Annotated in this window: 19 protein-coding genes; 11 read left to right on the top strand and 8 right to left on the bottom strand. The window is 57.0% G+C overall.

Annotation, left to right across the window (positions count from 1 at the left end):
• Positions 1–215: 215 nt before the first annotated feature.
• From moaA to RCI_RS06140, 4 genes are all read left to right on the top strand, one after another.
• Positions 216–1,148 (top strand): GTP 3',8-cyclase MoaA, encoded by a 933-nt coding sequence (moaA, locus tag RCI_RS06155; RefSeq protein ID WP_048198148.1) that lies wholly within the window; start codon positions 216–218, stop codon positions 1,146–1,148.
• A gap of 30 nt (positions 1,149–1,178) precedes the next feature.
• A complete protein-coding gene (locus RCI_RS06150) occupies positions 1,179–1,922 on the top strand; it encodes a Nif3-like dinuclear metal center hexameric protein (protein ID WP_012035540.1) in 744 nt (247 codons plus the stop codon).
• Positions 1,919–2,257: a hypothetical protein gene (locus RCI_RS06145; protein ID WP_012035539.1), complete on the top strand. Its 339-nt coding sequence runs from the start codon at positions 1,919–1,921 to the stop codon at positions 2,255–2,257. Before RCI_RS06150 ends, RCI_RS06145 begins: the two co-directional genes overlap by 4 nt.
• A 69-nt stretch (positions 2,258–2,326) precedes the next feature.
• Positions 2,327–2,707, top strand: a complete 381-nt coding sequence (locus RCI_RS06140; protein ID WP_052309915.1) for a NifB/NifX family molybdenum-iron cluster-binding protein — start codon at positions 2,327–2,329, stop codon at positions 2,705–2,707.
• A 260-nt stretch (positions 2,708–2,967) separates the two neighbouring features.
• Here the strand turns inward: RCI_RS06140 and RCI_RS06135 are convergent, their stop codons facing one another.
• Together RCI_RS06135 and RCI_RS06130 are read right to left on the bottom strand one after the other, a co-directional pair.
• Complete coding sequence (locus RCI_RS06135; protein ID WP_012035537.1) at positions 2,968–4,095, bottom strand: ORC1-type DNA replication protein; 1,128 nt, start codon at positions 4,093–4,095, stop codon at positions 2,968–2,970.
• A gap of 550 nt (positions 4,096–4,645) precedes the next feature.
• Positions 4,646–5,491 (bottom strand): TatD family hydrolase, encoded by an 846-nt coding sequence (locus tag RCI_RS06130; RefSeq protein WP_012035536.1) that lies wholly within the window; start codon positions 5,489–5,491, stop codon positions 4,646–4,648.
• Between the two features lie 244 nt (positions 5,492–5,735).
• Between RCI_RS06130 and RCI_RS06125 the strand changes: the two genes are divergently transcribed.
• Positions 5,736–6,842, top strand: coding sequence for a hypothetical protein (locus RCI_RS06125; RefSeq protein WP_012035535.1), 1,107 nt, complete (start codon positions 5,736–5,738; stop codon positions 6,840–6,842).
• On the opposite strand, the gene RCI_RS06120 is transcribed toward RCI_RS06125, so the two are convergent.
• The 3 genes from RCI_RS06120 to pyrH all read right to left on the bottom strand — a co-directional run bounded on the left by RCI_RS06120 (position 6,805) and on the right by pyrH (position 8,455).
• Positions 6,805–7,215 (bottom strand): hypothetical protein, encoded by a 411-nt coding sequence (locus tag RCI_RS06120; protein ID WP_048198146.1) that lies wholly within the window; start codon positions 7,213–7,215, stop codon positions 6,805–6,807. The two genes, RCI_RS06125 and RCI_RS06120, sit on opposite strands and share 38 nt — an antisense overlap.
• 91 nt (positions 7,216–7,306) lie before the next feature.
• On the bottom strand, positions 7,307–7,768 hold the full coding sequence (locus tag RCI_RS06115) for a hydrogenase maturation protease (RefSeq protein ID WP_012035533.1): 462 nt from the start codon (positions 7,766–7,768) through the stop codon (positions 7,307–7,309).
• A gap of 12 nt (positions 7,769–7,780) precedes the next feature.
• Positions 7,781–8,455 (bottom strand): UMP kinase, encoded by a 675-nt coding sequence (pyrH, locus tag RCI_RS06110; protein ID WP_012035532.1) that lies wholly within the window; start codon positions 8,453–8,455, stop codon positions 7,781–7,783.
• A 165-nt stretch (positions 8,456–8,620) separates the two neighbouring features.
• Here pyrH and RCI_RS06105 point away from each other — a divergent pair, with 165 nt between their 5' ends.
• Entirely contained in the window at positions 8,621–9,118 is a 498-nt protein-coding gene (locus RCI_RS06105; protein WP_012035531.1) for a hypothetical protein, read from the top strand.
• Between the two features lie 42 nt (positions 9,119–9,160).
• Here RCI_RS06105 and RCI_RS06100 read toward each other — a convergent pair whose 3' ends face one another.
• From RCI_RS06100 to RCI_RS06090, 3 genes are read right to left on the bottom strand one after another with little or no spacing between them, the layout of a single operon-like run.
• The gene (locus tag RCI_RS06100) at positions 9,161–9,640 is read right to left on the bottom strand and encodes a Zn-ribbon domain-containing protein (protein WP_012035530.1); all 480 of its coding nucleotides are present in this window, start codon (positions 9,638–9,640) and stop codon (positions 9,161–9,163) included.
• A gap of 9 nt (positions 9,641–9,649) precedes the next feature.
• Complete coding sequence (locus RCI_RS06095) at positions 9,650–9,991, bottom strand: DUF2073 domain-containing protein (RefSeq protein WP_012035529.1); 342 nt, start codon at positions 9,989–9,991, stop codon at positions 9,650–9,652.
• A 4-nt stretch (positions 9,992–9,995) separates the two neighbouring features.
• Positions 9,996–10,631 (bottom strand): Era-like GTP-binding protein, encoded by a 636-nt coding sequence (locus tag RCI_RS06090; RefSeq protein ID WP_012035528.1) that lies wholly within the window; start codon positions 10,629–10,631, stop codon positions 9,996–9,998.
• 257 nt (positions 10,632–10,888) lie between these two features.
• Here RCI_RS06090 and RCI_RS06085 point away from each other — a divergent pair, with 257 nt between their 5' ends.
• From RCI_RS06085 to RCI_RS06065, 5 genes are read left to right on the top strand one after another with little or no spacing between them, the layout of a single operon-like run.
• Positions 10,889–11,497 carry a CBS domain-containing protein gene (locus tag RCI_RS06085; RefSeq protein ID WP_231844953.1) on the top strand — a complete coding sequence of 203 codons (609 nt, stop codon included), beginning with the start codon at positions 10,889–10,891 and terminating at the stop codon, positions 11,495–11,497.
• 15 nt (positions 11,498–11,512) lie between these two features.
• A complete protein-coding gene (locus tag RCI_RS06080; protein ID WP_012035526.1) occupies positions 11,513–12,295 on the top strand; it encodes a CBS domain-containing protein in 783 nt (260 codons plus the stop codon).
• A gap of 1 nt (position 12,296) precedes the next feature.
• Positions 12,297–13,271 carry a CBS domain-containing protein gene (locus RCI_RS06075; protein WP_012035525.1) on the top strand — a complete coding sequence of 325 codons (975 nt, stop codon included), beginning with the start codon at positions 12,297–12,299 and terminating at the stop codon, positions 13,269–13,271.
• Positions 13,268–14,119 carry a CBS domain-containing protein gene (locus RCI_RS06070; protein ID WP_012035524.1) on the top strand — a complete coding sequence of 284 codons (852 nt, stop codon included), beginning with the start codon at positions 13,268–13,270 and terminating at the stop codon, positions 14,117–14,119. Before RCI_RS06075 ends, RCI_RS06070 begins: the two co-directional genes overlap by 4 nt.
• Complete coding sequence (locus RCI_RS06065) at positions 14,116–14,895, top strand: CBS domain-containing protein (RefSeq protein WP_012035523.1); 780 nt, start codon at positions 14,116–14,118, stop codon at positions 14,893–14,895. The genes RCI_RS06070 and RCI_RS06065 overlap by 4 nt, the downstream gene beginning before the upstream one ends.
• Positions 14,896–14,983 lie beyond the last annotated feature (88 nt).

Genomic DNA, 14,983 nt, shown 5'->3' with positions numbered 1-14,983 from the left:
GTTTGGCTGTTATAGATTAAATGTCGTTGCCGCGTGTGTTCGGGATGTACTATATAGCTGCCGGCAACCGGAGCATAAAACCGGCTTAAATGGGCGAGTATACCGTTACTAAATAATGTGAACATCCGGCGAATACGCAACTCATTTCGATTAACTTTTATAATGCCAGTTACTACATAAAGTTAATATGCATGTAGATAGTAAATGTTCTGCTAATGCAGAACGTGCTGATCGACGCATACGGACGAAGAATTTCCAGCCTCAGGATTTCGCTGACTAATCGTTGTAACCTCAAGTGCATCTACTGCCACAATGAGGGAGAAGAGGATAGCGGCAGCGAGATCACTGTGGAAGAGGTCGCCCAGATAGCACGGATTTGCGCCAGGTACGGCGTCGACAAGATCAAGTTTTCCGGTGGCGAGCCGCTGCTGCGCCGGGACTTCGACGAAATTTTAAGAGCTCTGCCCCCTATGCGGGACGTCTCCGTCACCACCAACGGCACCCTGCTGGCCGCAAGGGCGGAATCCCTGAAAGAGAGCGGGCTGGACCGGGTCAACGTGAGCCTGGACTCCATGGACCGGGACCGCTTCACCTTTATCACCCAGTGCAAAGGGCAGTTCGACAAAGTGCTCGACGGAATCGATGCCGCACTCTCCGTCGGCCTGACTCCGGTGAAGATCAACATGGTCTACCTAAAGGGCATCAACGAGGACGAAGTCGACCGCATGATCGATTACGTGAGAGGCAAGCCGCTGGTGCTGCAGATTATCGAGCTCATGAACTTCCACGGGGCTTTTAAATACCACGCGGACGTGGCCTCGCTGGAGCAGCGGATCAAAGAGAAGGCGGACAAGGCCGTGTGCAGGGAAATGCACCGGCGGACCAAGTACTACCTCGGCGGCGCAGAGGTCGAGATCGTCCGGCCGATAGACAACTCGGAATTCTGCATGAACTGTAATCGCCTCCGCATCACGTCCGACTACAAGCTCAAGCCGTGCCTGCTGAAAAATGACAATCTTGTCAGCGTCCGGGGCCTGAGCGATGCGGAAGTCGAGGCTGTGCTGATTAAGACCGTGGGTGCGCGAGAGCCCTTTTTCAAGTCCGAAACGGCGAAGGTCTGCCAGCCGTATAAAATATATGAACCATGACGGCCCATTTATATTAGGTCGTACCTACGCATGGAGCTTTTTGATTTAGTCAAGTTACTCGAGGCCATCGCCCCGCCCGATCTTGCGGAAGATTTCGATCACGGCAAGATCGGCCTGATCGTCCCGGGCTACCACAGGGTAAACAAGGTAGCCACGGCCCTGGACCCCACTCCTTTCGTGATCGAGCGGGCCATCGACATGCACGCCGAAGCCATCGTCGTCCACCACACGCTGATCTGGAACCCCGTGACAGCCCTCACCCCCGATATGGCGGGCGTACTGAAGTTACTGCTGGAAAACGACATCTCTCTCTACTCGATGCACACGAACTACGACCGGGCGCCGGGGGGCGTCAACGACACGCTTGCCGATCTGCTGGGCCTGAAAGATACCGTGGCCGTAGACCTCTGCCGGGCAGGCGTCGTAGAAACCCAGAGCCTGGCGGACTTCGCCGCCTCCGCCTCCAGAGCCCTGAAGGTCGACGTAGAAGTGGTCGGCCGGTTGAACAAGGACGTCTGCACAATAGTCACGGCTGCCGGGAGCGCTTTCAGGGAAGCCCTGCCCATCGCCAAACAGCTCAACGCCGACGTGCTGGTTTCCTCTGAGCTCAGGCACGACGTCATCCGGGACCGGGGTAACGTGGCCCTCATCTCGGCGCCCCACTACTTCACCGAGGCCCCGGCGATGAAGCGGCTCGCAGATGTGCTCAACAGCAAAAACGTCCGGGCGGAGTTCGTGGACGATCCCCCGGAGCTCAGGGTGATCCGGTCGTGAGCGCCATCGATACGCTAAGCACCGGGCAGATGGACAGCGATGCCGTAAGCGCCATCATCCGGGAGTACGGCACCAGAGGCAAGAACGCCGTCGAGCTGGTGCTCGCGGGCAAAGTCAAGAAGTACCGGGACTTCTTCGTCGTCCAGGGCCGGGAAAACCAGTACGTCGTAGAGGGCGACTTCTGCACCTGCCGGGACTATCTCTACAGGCTGGCCAAACAGGACGGCGTATGCTACCACTCTCTCGCCGTCAGGATAGCCAGCGTCACCGGGCAGTATGAGGAAGTAGATGCCTGGTATTCGGATACTATTTTGCAGAGGGAGTACGGGCAATAAGCATAGCCTGCAGCAATCGCCTCTCGCTCTTGCTAAAGGTTTTTATCCCGCCGAGTCAAACTTGTTCATATGAGTCCCGCCATGAAAGTCTGCATCCCGAAGAGTGACGCCAAGGTTTCCCGTCACTTCGGCAAGGCCCCGGAGTTCGCGTTCTACACGGTTGAAGAGGGCAAGGTCACCTGCACTGAGTTCGTCCCTAACCCGGGCAGAGAAAAGGGCCAGGTGCCCCACCTGATCATCGAACACCAGGCCACCCACGTCGTCGCAGCCGCCATCGGGCCCCAGGCCGTCGGCATCTTCCACGAAAAAAGCATAGAAGTCTACCCGGACGCCATCGGCATGGTCGACACCATCCTCGAACGGTTCCTCAAGGGAGAGCTGAAGCCTGCCGTGAACAAGAGCCAGACGCCCTGCGCCGGCGACAACATCTGCGGCGTCAAGAACAATTAGACTTCGATCTTACCCCGACAGGTGCAGGAACTATCCACCACAGGGCCTCACAGAGAAACGGTTTACCACAGAGGCACAGAGACGCACAGAGGCTCACAGAGATTTACTTAATTATTGGTCATCGGTCTATATCATTATATCAAAAATCTCTGTGTTTCTCTGTGTCTCTGTGGTGAACCGTTCTCTGTGTTTCTCTGTGCACCTCTGTGTCTCTGTGGTGAACAGTTCGCTGTGGTAAAATGCCCCGGTGAAAAAAGATGTTACAGATCGATCCGCCGCTCGATCTCTTTGGGGTCATAAGGCAGGGATATGATCCTGCTCTGCCCGCGGGTGCCTTTGCCGGTGCTGCTCAGGGTCACTAATTTTAGAGTTTCCAGCCGGTTCACCATCTCGTAAAAAGACGTATACCCCAGGTTAGTCTTCTCTTTGAAGCAGTCGTAGAGTTCGCCGGACATGAGTTCCTGCTTGCCCGAGTCCACGATGCACTTGAGGATCATCTTCTCCTCTTTCTTGAGGCTGCGCACCACGTAGTTCAGATGTACGTATCTCGAGCCTTCGTAGGCTTTTTCGACGTCTTCGACGGAGACGTTCCTGCTGGCCCGGCGCTCGGCATTTAAACCGGCCCGCTTGAGCATGTTGATGCCCACCCGCAGGTCGCCGGCCTCGCACGTATACTGGGTGACCTTCTCCAGCACCTCGTCCGACACTACGTTGGGGAAGAAGCCGTACTTGATCCTGTACTTGAGGATGTCCCTGATCTCGTCCACGGAATACTGAGGGAACACGATCTCCTCGGGCAGGAATACCGACTGCACCTGCGGCGACAGGTCTTTCGCCATGTCCAGCGTCATGTCGCTCAGGATGGATATCACGCCCACTTTGGCGCCGGGCTGCACTTCGTGCATGCGGAGCAGCGAATACAGGACGTCGTCGATCTCCTTGCTCATCATCAGGTAGTTGATATCGTCCAGCGCGACGATCAGGACTCTCTTCTTCTCCACGAGGTGCTTGGCGATCTGGGAGAAGAGCTTCTTGAACGAGATGCCCGAGGACGGAGGGGGATAGCCGAACAGTTTCTTGAAGATCTGGGCGAAGATCGCGTACCGGGTCGAGTCCACCTGGCAGTTGATATACACAGGAAGGACCTTCTGGGTGGCGTTCTCCACTTCCTCGAAAACCTTCAGCACCGCCGAAGTTTTACCAGTGCCCGGAGCACCTCTGCAGTACGCGTTGAGCGGCGTGGCGCCGCGCAGAGCCGGCCCTATGCTGAACTGCAATGATCTTATCTGCGACTCCCTGTGGAGCAGGTTCTCGGGCAGGAAATCGAGCTCGAAGTACTGCTCCTCCCGGAAGATCGTCTGGTCCCAGAGTAGTAAGTCCTTGTTCATACAGAGCCACCGGCTGAAATACTTTCAATTAGGTTTGTATTGTAAGTCCTTGCTTAAAAACTATCCTAAATGCGTGCTGAAAGTATTATCCAGAATCATATAAATAGGTTCTGTATGCTTGTTTCTAATATTTTCAGCTGGCGCCACTGGAGCCGGTCCTGTGATCCAGCAACATTAACGCTGCGCTGTGCCCACCTGGATTGCTCAGATAACGTGAGGCATTAAAACGAACGCTGCGCTGTGCCAATCCTCACAGATGCCACAGATTACGATTGATTCCACAGATTTCTCTGCTGAATCCACTGATTACTACTCGATATCACAGAAGGAACACACTAGTACTAATCGATCATCGATAGCAATCATACGACAGTCGATCAGAATATTTTTGTTATCTGTGGAATCAAGCGTCATCTGTGCAATCCAATAGAAATCTGCGGAATCTGTTTCAATCTGTGAAATCTGTGAGGACTAGCACAGCGCAGCGTTCGTATTGCTGTCTCACCGCACAGGAGCAACCAGAAACGTACAGCACGGCGTTGGCAAGATCTTAAAGCTCCACTTTGATACCATAGCACTTTTCAGGATTGTCCTTGTGTACCTTGTAGAAGAACTCTTCGGGGGTGCCGTTCCTGATCGCCTCTCTGGTCTTCCGGGGCACGGTTTTGGGCCCGAGGACAGCGCCGGGGCGGCTGGCGTCGTCGATGTAGTCGGTTTCCAGCATGAATCTGGAGCCCTGGGTGACCGCCTCTTCGAGGGCGCCTTTTGAGGCGATGACCGAGGGGAAGATGTTGAGGCTTTCGCACTTTTTAACCAGCGGCGGGGAGAAGTGCTTGATCACCCGCCACGGGGGAAGGCCGGCCATGGCTGCGATGTCGGAGAGGGACTCCATGGTGTTGTCCTCCGACTCGGTGTGGAGCTGGATGGCGCAGTCCTGCTCTTTGCACAGGTCCATGGCGTGGCGCATGAGCATGTTGGACTGCTCCCATATCTCCGGGGAAACCGGGTAGTGGGGTCTGCCGGACTTGACGCCTATTGCCTTGCCTTCTGCCACGTACCGGGCTGCTATGTCCAGCCCTTTCTCTACGATGGCGTACGCCTCGTCGATGCCCCTCGTCTCGGCCAGCCCTACAAACTCCGCGGGGTGGACGCCTACGACGGCGTAGGCTTTCACGATCTCGTTCGCCTGCCTGACCGCCTCGACGGTCAGGTCGTAGACTGCCTCGTAATCTCTGGCACTCGTAATCGTGAGCCCGCATTCCCCGGCCGGCAGCGATACGATGATCACGTGGGTGCCGCCTGCGTTGCGGAACTCTTTGACGGCCTCGATGCCCCGCCCTGTGCGGAGGTTGAGGTGCATGTGGTCGTCCATGATCGGCAGCGACGCGTTATTCATGAAAACAAGTAACGCTCCTCTCGTGATTAAAGATTGCTATGGTTACACCATACTCTGGGGACTATCTGACAGGCGGGGCGGAGTGCCACCGGCGGGCTTTCGGGGACAATCGCTGCCTGTCACTCTAATGCCTTTTACATATGCCGTTTTTGTGGAAAAACAAAAGATATTTACGGTATGTTGCTTATATTATAATACATACTCAGATTACTTAGGATGATTGATATTTGTGTCTCAGCCTGACATGAGCTTGACGATTTTAAAGGGCAGGCTCACTTTTCTGGTATCGTTCGACACCGGCGGCGAAATGGATAAGCCGACCTTGTCCGCCCTCTTCAAAGTCCAGTCCGGCAGCGAGTACAGCAAGCCTGTCGAGGTGGGCTTCGGTAACCTTACCGGGCTGCTGGTCTCCGAGAAGGAGAAGCTGAACAAGATCTGCACCGTCACTGGCTCCGCGGACCTCTACGCGATGGGCGTCGGGATCATCAGGGTCGACTTCGACATACCGGAGGGCATGACCGTGAGCGACGTCATCATGGCCATGCACATCAATGGCATTTATGTCGACGGCCTTGACCTGAACGCTTTTATCGCTCGCAAGATGAATGAGGTCCGGGAGCAGATCAGGCCGGGGTCGACGGCGAAGGCCAGGGCTTTTTACCAGCACACCAAAAAGTACAGCCTGCTCAAGCTGGAGAAATGCAACCCCTCCCTGGATCCGGGAGACCTGAAGACTCAGTTCGGCACGGACATAACCCGGTTTTTGTCCGGGGAGTCGTCTCAGCGGCGGCTGCACAGCAAGGAAATTGCGGACAAGCTGTCCCGCGACATCTCGTACTACGACGAAGATATGTTCCTCGTCTCCTACGAGGCTGCTGTAGTTCAGGGGTGCGACGACTACTTCAACGACATCAGGCTGTACCTCGAGCTGGGGCTGGCGTTGTCTTTCCTGTTCCACGTCTACGACTGGAAGATCGACGCCGAGATCAGCCAGGCGTTCAAAGCGATCAAGACTGCGCAGAAGTCTACCATGTTTACCCAGGCGCCCCGGCGGCTGGAGCGGTCGCTGCTCAAGGTCAGCGAGTTCAAGCTGGACATCCTGGACAACCTCGAGGACCTGATGAACCCGCTGAAGGTGACCTCGGACTGGTACTACCAGAGCGCCTACGAGCACATCCTCCGGCTGCTCAAAGTAAAGGACTACGAGGGGATCGTCACCCACAAGATCGACGCGCTGGAGGACCTGTACTCCACGTCGCAGGAGATCTCCTACAGCAAGATTGCGATCATCACGGAGATCATCATCATCCTCCTCATCGCTTTCGAGGTTGTGGCCTTCCTGCCTCGATAGCGGAGCGGGCATCTGTCTCGCCGGCGGCAAGGGCGCTGTCGATCCTCGCCAGCCCCCGGCGCAAGATCAGCTCCTCCTCTCCGGATATACAGTCGCTGCCTTTACGGATGACCTCTGCCAGCGGCTCCAGATCCTCCCTCTCGATCAGGATCTCCTGCCCTGGCTTGAATAGCGCTGCGAGGTTGCCGGCGACAACGGCCGTATTCGCCTTTTTCACCAGGTCCGCGTACTCCTCAGGCCCGGCCTCTGTGGCTTCGTCTGCCGCCGACTGTTCTCTGGCTGCTACGACAGCGCAGGCGATACGTATCACCCGTAGCTCTTCCTGATCAAAGGTGACTGAGCAGTATGCCCGGCCCACGTTGAACATCGACATGGTCAGAGTGTCGGAGAGCGGGCCGATAAAACGGGGTAAAAAGAAAACCGGCGTCAGCCGGCGATTGCGGCGTATCTTCGGAAACTCTGGCTCAGCTGTTCTTGATTTCTTCGATGACCAGGTCGGCGACTTCCTTGACTGCCGCTTCGACTTCCGGGGACATCTCTTTGGTGAACTCGGCCAGCCTGACGACTTCAACGCCGTAGATGATGATCTCGTCAGGCATCTTCTGTACTACCCTGCCGATGTTGATCGTGTCGACCAGGTTCAGGTCGTGGAGGGAGAGCATGAACATGTCCGAGGGGGGCATCTCTTTGTCCGTAAACCGGTATATGGTGCCTACCGGCTCGTTGCCCGTCTGGACTGAGTCGATGATGATGATCTTGTCTGCGTCCTCGATCCACGAGAGAATGGCCATGCCGCCCACGCCCGCGTCGATCAGCTCTACGTTTTCCGGTATCTCCCGGGTCTGCAGCTCCTCCAGGACCCGGGGGCCGAACCCGTCGTCCCCGACCAGGATGTTGCCGATGCCTAAGACTTTAATGTTCTTCATGATACCTCGTTTTCATTCCTTGATGATGGTGCCGATGGGCTCGCCTTTGACGGCCTTGATCAGGTTCTCCGGCTGCTTGCCGTTGACGACTACTGTCGGTATCCTCGAGCGCTTTACGATCTGGGCGCCCAGCGGGTCGAAAATGTTGTTCGCTCCGGCGGTCATCTCGATCTTGGTGACCATGTCGACCAGTTCCTGTGGTGTCATACTGTCGATCTTGGTCGCCTTCGGGTCGAGCTTCGGGTCGGCGGTGAACACGCCGTCGACGGAGGTGGTGCGGATCAGGAGGTCTGCGTGCACGTATTCGGCGAGTATGGCCGCGACTGCATCCGTGGTCTGGCCAGGGACGACGCCGCCCATGACCACTACTTTACCTGAGTACATGGCCAGCCCTGCATCTTTGTAGTCATAGGGGGGCTCGGGGTATGCGATGTCGCCGAGCGCCGAGATGAGTAGCCTGGCGTTCAGGCGGGATACGCCGATGCCGATATAGTCCAGAATCGAGTTGTTGGCGCCGAGTTGCTTGGAGACGTTGATGTAGTCCCGTGCCGGCGTCCCTCCGCCGATCACGATGAGGATCGTGTGATCTTCAGCAAGCTGCTTGATCACGTCCGCGTAATCCTTAAAGCGCTGTGCGTCCAGGCCCTGCACAATGGCTGAGCCTCCCACCTTTACTACGATCTTCATGGTTCGTTCCTGCCTCTCGTGGATACGTACCGGGCGTAGCGGCACGTTCACACGATAATGGCAATGGCACTATATAAAGGTGCGGTACAAGTTTATATTATAGTTGTCATGCCCCCAAACACGGTATAATTTTGGTTTTATTCGCTACTGATAAGCTTTATATCGTTGAACTGTATTAATGCATCTTCGATCAAAGGCCAGGGGTATATAGTGGTCAAGTTACAAGTGTTAGCATCCGTCATCTTTCTCTCTGTGCTGGTAGCAGCAGCTCCTGCACAGGCGGCTTCCGGCGATGCCGGGATCCACTACACTAAAATAGTCGTAGAGCCGGAAGGGCCGGACTTTCATGTGACCGTCTATTATAACACGGGCTTCATGACCAGGGTATTCTCCCTGTTGTTCGGCACAGGGTCGCTGAAAGCTGCCATAACTGCCGAAGTGGCGGGCTTCGGGGACATCGAACTGCAAAGCCTGGATACCTCGAACGAGGTCGCCAGTTTCATAGCCTACAACCAGTCTTCCTGTTCTGACGGCTGGTACATGTACGATGCTAACGCAAAGCTGCCGGTCCAGGTCGATCAGCTGGAGATTAGCGGCAAGGCACTCGACAGGCCTATTATCATTAACGACGCTACTGAAGTGCCGGATTTCTTCTACCAGTAGCCCCCACCGGGTACGATCTCGAAATCGTATAAACCCAAAAAATTATTTCTTCTTTCGCCAGCTCTTTTTGCCCGCCTTGAGTGCCGAAGGCAGGTCTACGAAGTAGCTGCCTTCCTCTTTTGACATGACCAGCTCTTTGCGGTTCATTAGGACCGGGAGGTTGATGTCGTAGGTGCCGGGCTCGATGATCCGGACACTCTCTATACGGGGCCCTTCCTGGCGGCCTGCGGGCGCTGAGGGTGAGGGTTCCGCTTGTTTTTCCCCGGGCTTCGCCGTCGGCTCTACCGACTTCTCTATGTTCTCCCTGGCGGCCTGGCTGGCCTCCAGCTCTGCCCTGGCCAGCTTCTCCGCCTGGGCGACATATTCTGCCACTGTCGGTGACGAAGCGGTCGAAGCAGGCTTTGCCACTTTTTTGGGCCGGACGTACTGGAATTTTTTACAGCCGCAGACGGGGCAGCCCATCTTCAGGTCGATGGAGCCGCTTTCGATGATGTTCTTGCAGTCGGTGCACCGGTGTGGCATGGGCTTACCTCAGGAGATCAGCGCGGAGATCATGTCTTTCTCGCAGCGGATTGTCTTCATTCTGTCGGCGGGGCCGATCACCGTCATCCGCCTGATGTCTTTCTTCACCAGTCTCTCCAGCCACGATCTCTGCTGCTGGTGGGGGTAGCTCTGGATCTCTATGCCGGAGAAGACTTCTCCAATCTGCGCCATGGTGGACTCGATCAGCCTGGCCTCCTCGAAGGGGTCCAGGCCGTTTTCCAGGATGACGATCTGCCCTCGCTTGACGTCTTCCAGGATCAGCGAGATCTTATCCGCTGAGCTGAGGGCGCTCAGCCGGTCGGCGGAAATCATGTTGATCTGGACGTCCATGCATTCACCCGAACCTGTGGGCGATAGTCTCGTAGAGCAGCTCGATGTTGGTGCCTTTCAGGGCTGATACCGGTACGACGGTATGCTGAGGAAACGCACCCTTGATGCGCTCGACCGAGGCGCCGTCCAGGTCCATCTTGTTGGCCACGATGAGCATCGGGAGGTGTCTGGCCTCCATGTTGCCGACCACAGTCACGTTGACCTGAGTGTAGGGGTCCTCCTTGGAGTCCATGACGAGGAGGACTCCGTCGAGGTTGTCCATCCACTTGATGGCCTCGATCACGCCTTCTGTCGCTTCCTTCGCCCTGCGGCGGGCCTCTTCCTCAGGTATGCCCATAGCCATAAAGTCGTGGAAGTCTATGCGGGTCGCCAGGCCCGGCGTATCGATCACGTCGAGCGTAATCGACGCCCCGCCCGCCTTGATCGTCACGCCCTCCCGCTTTTTAACCCTGCGGGTCTCGTGGGGGATAGCAGAAGCGCTGCCCATCTCCTCACCGGTGAAGTCTGAGACGATCCGGTTGGCCAGGGTAGTCTTGCCCGCGTTCGGCGGGCCGTAGATCCCTATTCTGGCCATCTTGCGCCGGGCGAACAGGCTCTTCACCTTCGCCAGGCTGCCCTTGATACTGGTAAATATTGACATCCTTTCCCCTGCCATTTTTCATTATGCTGTTGTACCTATATTAATCCATATGCTGCGGCCACAAGTGACCCTTTTGTATCATATGCCTTTAGTGTCCGCTGTGCAGTAGCCGACGCTGCGCTTACCTTCGTGTCGATCGTCGGCAGGGATGCCTCTGCCCGCAATTAAAATGGGTGAGCATGATATACGGGAAGTGCCGTGGTTTTATTATAGATAATATTTTATTCAATGCTACATTATAAATTTATGATGGAATCATGTTAGAATATGGAAGGAGCATGCCCATGGAGACGGACATATCAGTTAGCGACGTGATGTCGCGAAAGCTCATCACCGCCGACGTGTCTGAGACGGCGGAAACGATCGGAGGCAAGATGGCCGCAGCCAGGACCGGCTGTGTCATCGTCGTCCGGGACACTCAGCCCGTGGGCATCGTGACGGAGCGGGATCTGGTCGTCAAGGTGGTCTCGAAGAACCTGCAGCCCTCTACTGTCAAGGCAGAAGAGCTCATGTCGACTCCGCTCATCACTGTCACGCCGGATAAAAGCACCGAGCTGGCATCCCGGGAGATGGTGCGGCACAGGATCCGGAGGCTGCCTGTGGTACAGGGTAGAAAGTTAGTTGGTATAGTTACCGACTCTGATCTGCTCTCTATATCCTCAGAGTTGAGCGGGATCCTCCGGGACCTGATCCAGCAGAACAACCCCCCCGGAGAGTTTTCAGGAGGAAACGAGGCCGTGGTCTCGCCTGACTCCTTCAGGCAGGGCATATGTGAGGTCTGCCAGAACTTCAAAGAGTCCCTGATCAACATCGATGGCACTTACGTGTGCTCGAGATGCAGGGAAGAGCTGCCATTTTACCAGTGACTGCTGTGTGATAGTATGAAAGTGGAAGACGTTATGTCGGTAAACCCCGTGTGGGTAAGCCCTGGGGAGTTCGTTACTAAAGCCAGGGAACTCATGAGGGACAATAATATTCAGAGCCTGCCTGTGGTGAAGAACGGCAAGTACGCGGGCATGATTACTGTACAGGACATCATCAACGTGACCTCGACCAAGTCCAACGTCACCATCGACGGTTACGTGCGGCTGGACGTGCCGACGGTCACCCCCGATACCGACCTGGCCACCGCCGCCAGAAAGATCATCAGCACTGACGAGGGCCGGCTGCCCGTAGTCCTGGACGGCGGCCGGATCGTCGGCATGCTGAGCATCGTGGACATGTTCGAAGGCGTGGACGACCTCGGCCTGCCGGACATGCCGGTGAGCGAGGTCATGACCAGGAAAGTGGTCGTATGCGAGCCCGGGGACCCCATTTCAAAGGTGTGGAGGAACATGACGGAGTTCGGCCTCTACGGCTTTCCCGTGGTCCGGTCAGGCATGGAGGTCATAGGAATGATCACCAGGGAAGACATCCTCAAGCGGGGCTACGTACGGTTCCAGCGGGAGGATGAGGCCATGCGGAAGCCCTCCAGCATCGTCCAGATGATCATGAGCACCCCCGCCATTACCGTGAGCGAAGACGACCGTGTGAAAAAGGCAGCCGGGATCTTTGCTGAGCGGGGCATCGGCAGGCTGCCTGTAGTCAAGAATGGCAAGCTCACGGGAATCGTCGACCGCTACGATATCCTGAAGGTTTGCAGGAGGCTGTTGACCGTTGACTAGAGTGAACAGGAACGAAGTTGGTGAATTCGGAGGGCAGCGGCGCAGCCGGAGATACAATTCGGGGCGGTTCGAGGCCGACCTGCAGCGGGGCCAGGTGACCCGGGACCTGAACTTCAAGCAGCGCATCTCGAAGCGCGAAAGCGGCATCATGACCGTCTCTCAGAAAGAAGTCGTCACCATCCCGCCGACCACCACCGTGATGGGCGCGGCGAAAACCATGGTCGGGTACAATTACCGGCGGCTGCCGGTTGCCGATCCGGGCACGAAGCGGATTGAGGGCATCTGCACCGTGATGGACTTCATAGACTACCTGGGCGGCGGCGAAAAGCGGGCTATCATCGAGCGCAAATATGATGGCAATATGATTCTTGCGATCAACGCCCCTGTGACCGAGATCATGCAGTACGACGTGGTGACAGTGTCCGACGAGTCCTCGCTGGAAGACGCTATCTCCCTGATGATCAGCCGATCGGTAGGGGGCCTGCCCGTGATCGACGAAGAGCGCCGGATCGTGGGCATTCTCACCGAGCGGGACGTCGTCCGGATCATGGGTGACGCAGTTGTAGGACGAAAGGTGAGTGACATCATGAGCAGACAAGTGACGACGGCGCCGCCTGACATGACTATAGAAGAGGCTGCCCGGATGATGGTTTCGAGCGACTTCCGGCGGCTGCCGGTCACCGCGGGCAACCTGGTATGCGGCATCATCACAGCCACGGATATCATGCGCTACCTCGGCAGCGGGGACGCCTTCAGGAAGCTGGTCACGGGGAACGTCCACGAGGCCATGGGAGCCCCGATCAGCTCTATCATGAAGACCGACATCCTCACGATCAGGTCAGACGAAGACCTGGGCGGAGTCGCCCAGATCATGGCGAGGAACCGCATCGGGTGCATGCCCGTCATAGACAGCTCCGGGCTGACCGGCATCGTCACCGAGCACGATATTGTCATGTCCCTGAAGGAGGCAGTATGACTTCCGTCGAAGAGATCATGTCTGCGCCGGTCTTTGCCGTGTCGGCGCGGGATAACATGGCCAGGGCCAGGAACCTGATGCTCCGCAACGGAGTATCGAGGCTGGCTGTGGTCGACGAAGGCCGGCTGAGAGGCATCGTGAGCAGGAAAGACCTGGGCATGCGGCTGAACCAGTCTGAGCCACAGTGGAGAAGACGGCCGCTGGACCAGGTGCCAGTCGACCTGATCATGACGCCCGATCCTGTGACAGTCGAGCCGTCAGACGAAATACAGGCGGTAGCCCGGACCATGCTCGACCGGGACGTGTCGAGCCTCATCGTTTATACCGATCCCCAGGGGGTCCTGGGCATAGTGACCAAGTTCGACCTGGTCAAATACTTCACGCTGGTCGGCTGCCCGCTCCGGGTGGGCGACATGATGTCCGGCAAGCCGCCGACAGTAAGCCGTTTGCATACGATCAACAGCGTCCTCGACATCATGGCAGAGAACAACACTGACCGGGTGGTGGTCACCGACGCAGACAACGAGAAGGTCTGCTCAGGCATGATCACCCTGGACGACCTGGGCTTCGTGGAGATCAATCCCAGGGGAGGGAAGGAGTTCAAGGAATCCCGGAGAGTCCAGCCCGGAGGGCCCCGGCGGTACAGGGCCTATGTCGAGCTGCCGACTGTAGCGGAAGACGTGATGAACTCCCCTGTCATTGCCGTCCAGCGCAAGACCATGGCTGAAGATGCTGCCAAAATCATGGTGGAGAAAGACTTCGACATGCTCCCGGTGATCGACGACGTGCTCGTCGGGCAGTTCAACATGGAAAATATCCTGAAGTGGCTGTCGGAGGGCCAGGAATGACACAGTTAACACTAATGAAGCTCAAGGACGTCATGTCAAAGCCGCTGATCATCGACAAGTCAGATCGCATCACGGAGGCGCTCGACATGATGGACAAGCACCACGTGCGGAGGCTTATTGTCAGGCACTCCGGCCAGGTCATGGGAATCATCTCTATCCGCAGCATCTGCGAATCGCTCGGCTCCCGGCGGAAGTACAACCATCCGCCCTCGCTCTTCCACGCGGCGGACGCGCTGAGCAACAGCTTTGCGCTCCTCAGCCCTGACGACGAGCTGGAGAAAGCTATCCAGGCCCTCAAAGAAGTCGACGCGGTGGTGGTCGCAGATACCAGCATCCGGGGCTCGATCTCGACCAGCGATATCCTTCGCCATGTAGCCCCTTCGGGCCCGGTGGCGTCCCTCATGAAGACCCCGATAACGGCGCCGCCCGACGCCAGGGTTTCGCATATCCGCAGGCTGATGATGGAGCAGGGCGTCAGCAGGGTGCCCATCATGGACGGGGCCACTCTCGTGGGGATGGTCTCGGAGACCGACGTTGCCGCAGCTTTCAGGGGGGTCAAGCGCCGCTCGGCCCAGAACCACGAGGACAATAACGTCGAGCGCATGATCGCGATGGATATACTGAGGGTGAACGTCATCACCGTCAGCCCCGAGACCGACATCAGGGAGGCAGCCCGGATCATGCTCGAGAACGACATCGGCGCCCTGCCTGTGCTGGACGACCGCCGGCGGCTGGTGGGCATTATCACCCGGCGCGACATCGTTCGCGCCATCTAAATATCCGCGGCCCGGATACGCATCTCTCCGTCGGGCCGGCCGGATGCGATCGCCCCTTTCTGCGGTGCGGCCTAAAAGTTTAAATATT

Source organism: Methanocella arvoryzae MRE50 (assembly GCF_000063445.1).
Taxonomy (GTDB): domain Archaea; phylum Halobacteriota; class Methanocellia; order Methanocellales; family Methanocellaceae; genus Methanocella_A; species Methanocella_A arvoryzae.
Note: the sequence above shows the minus strand (reverse complement) of the source record. Positions and strands in the feature narration are given on the sequence as shown.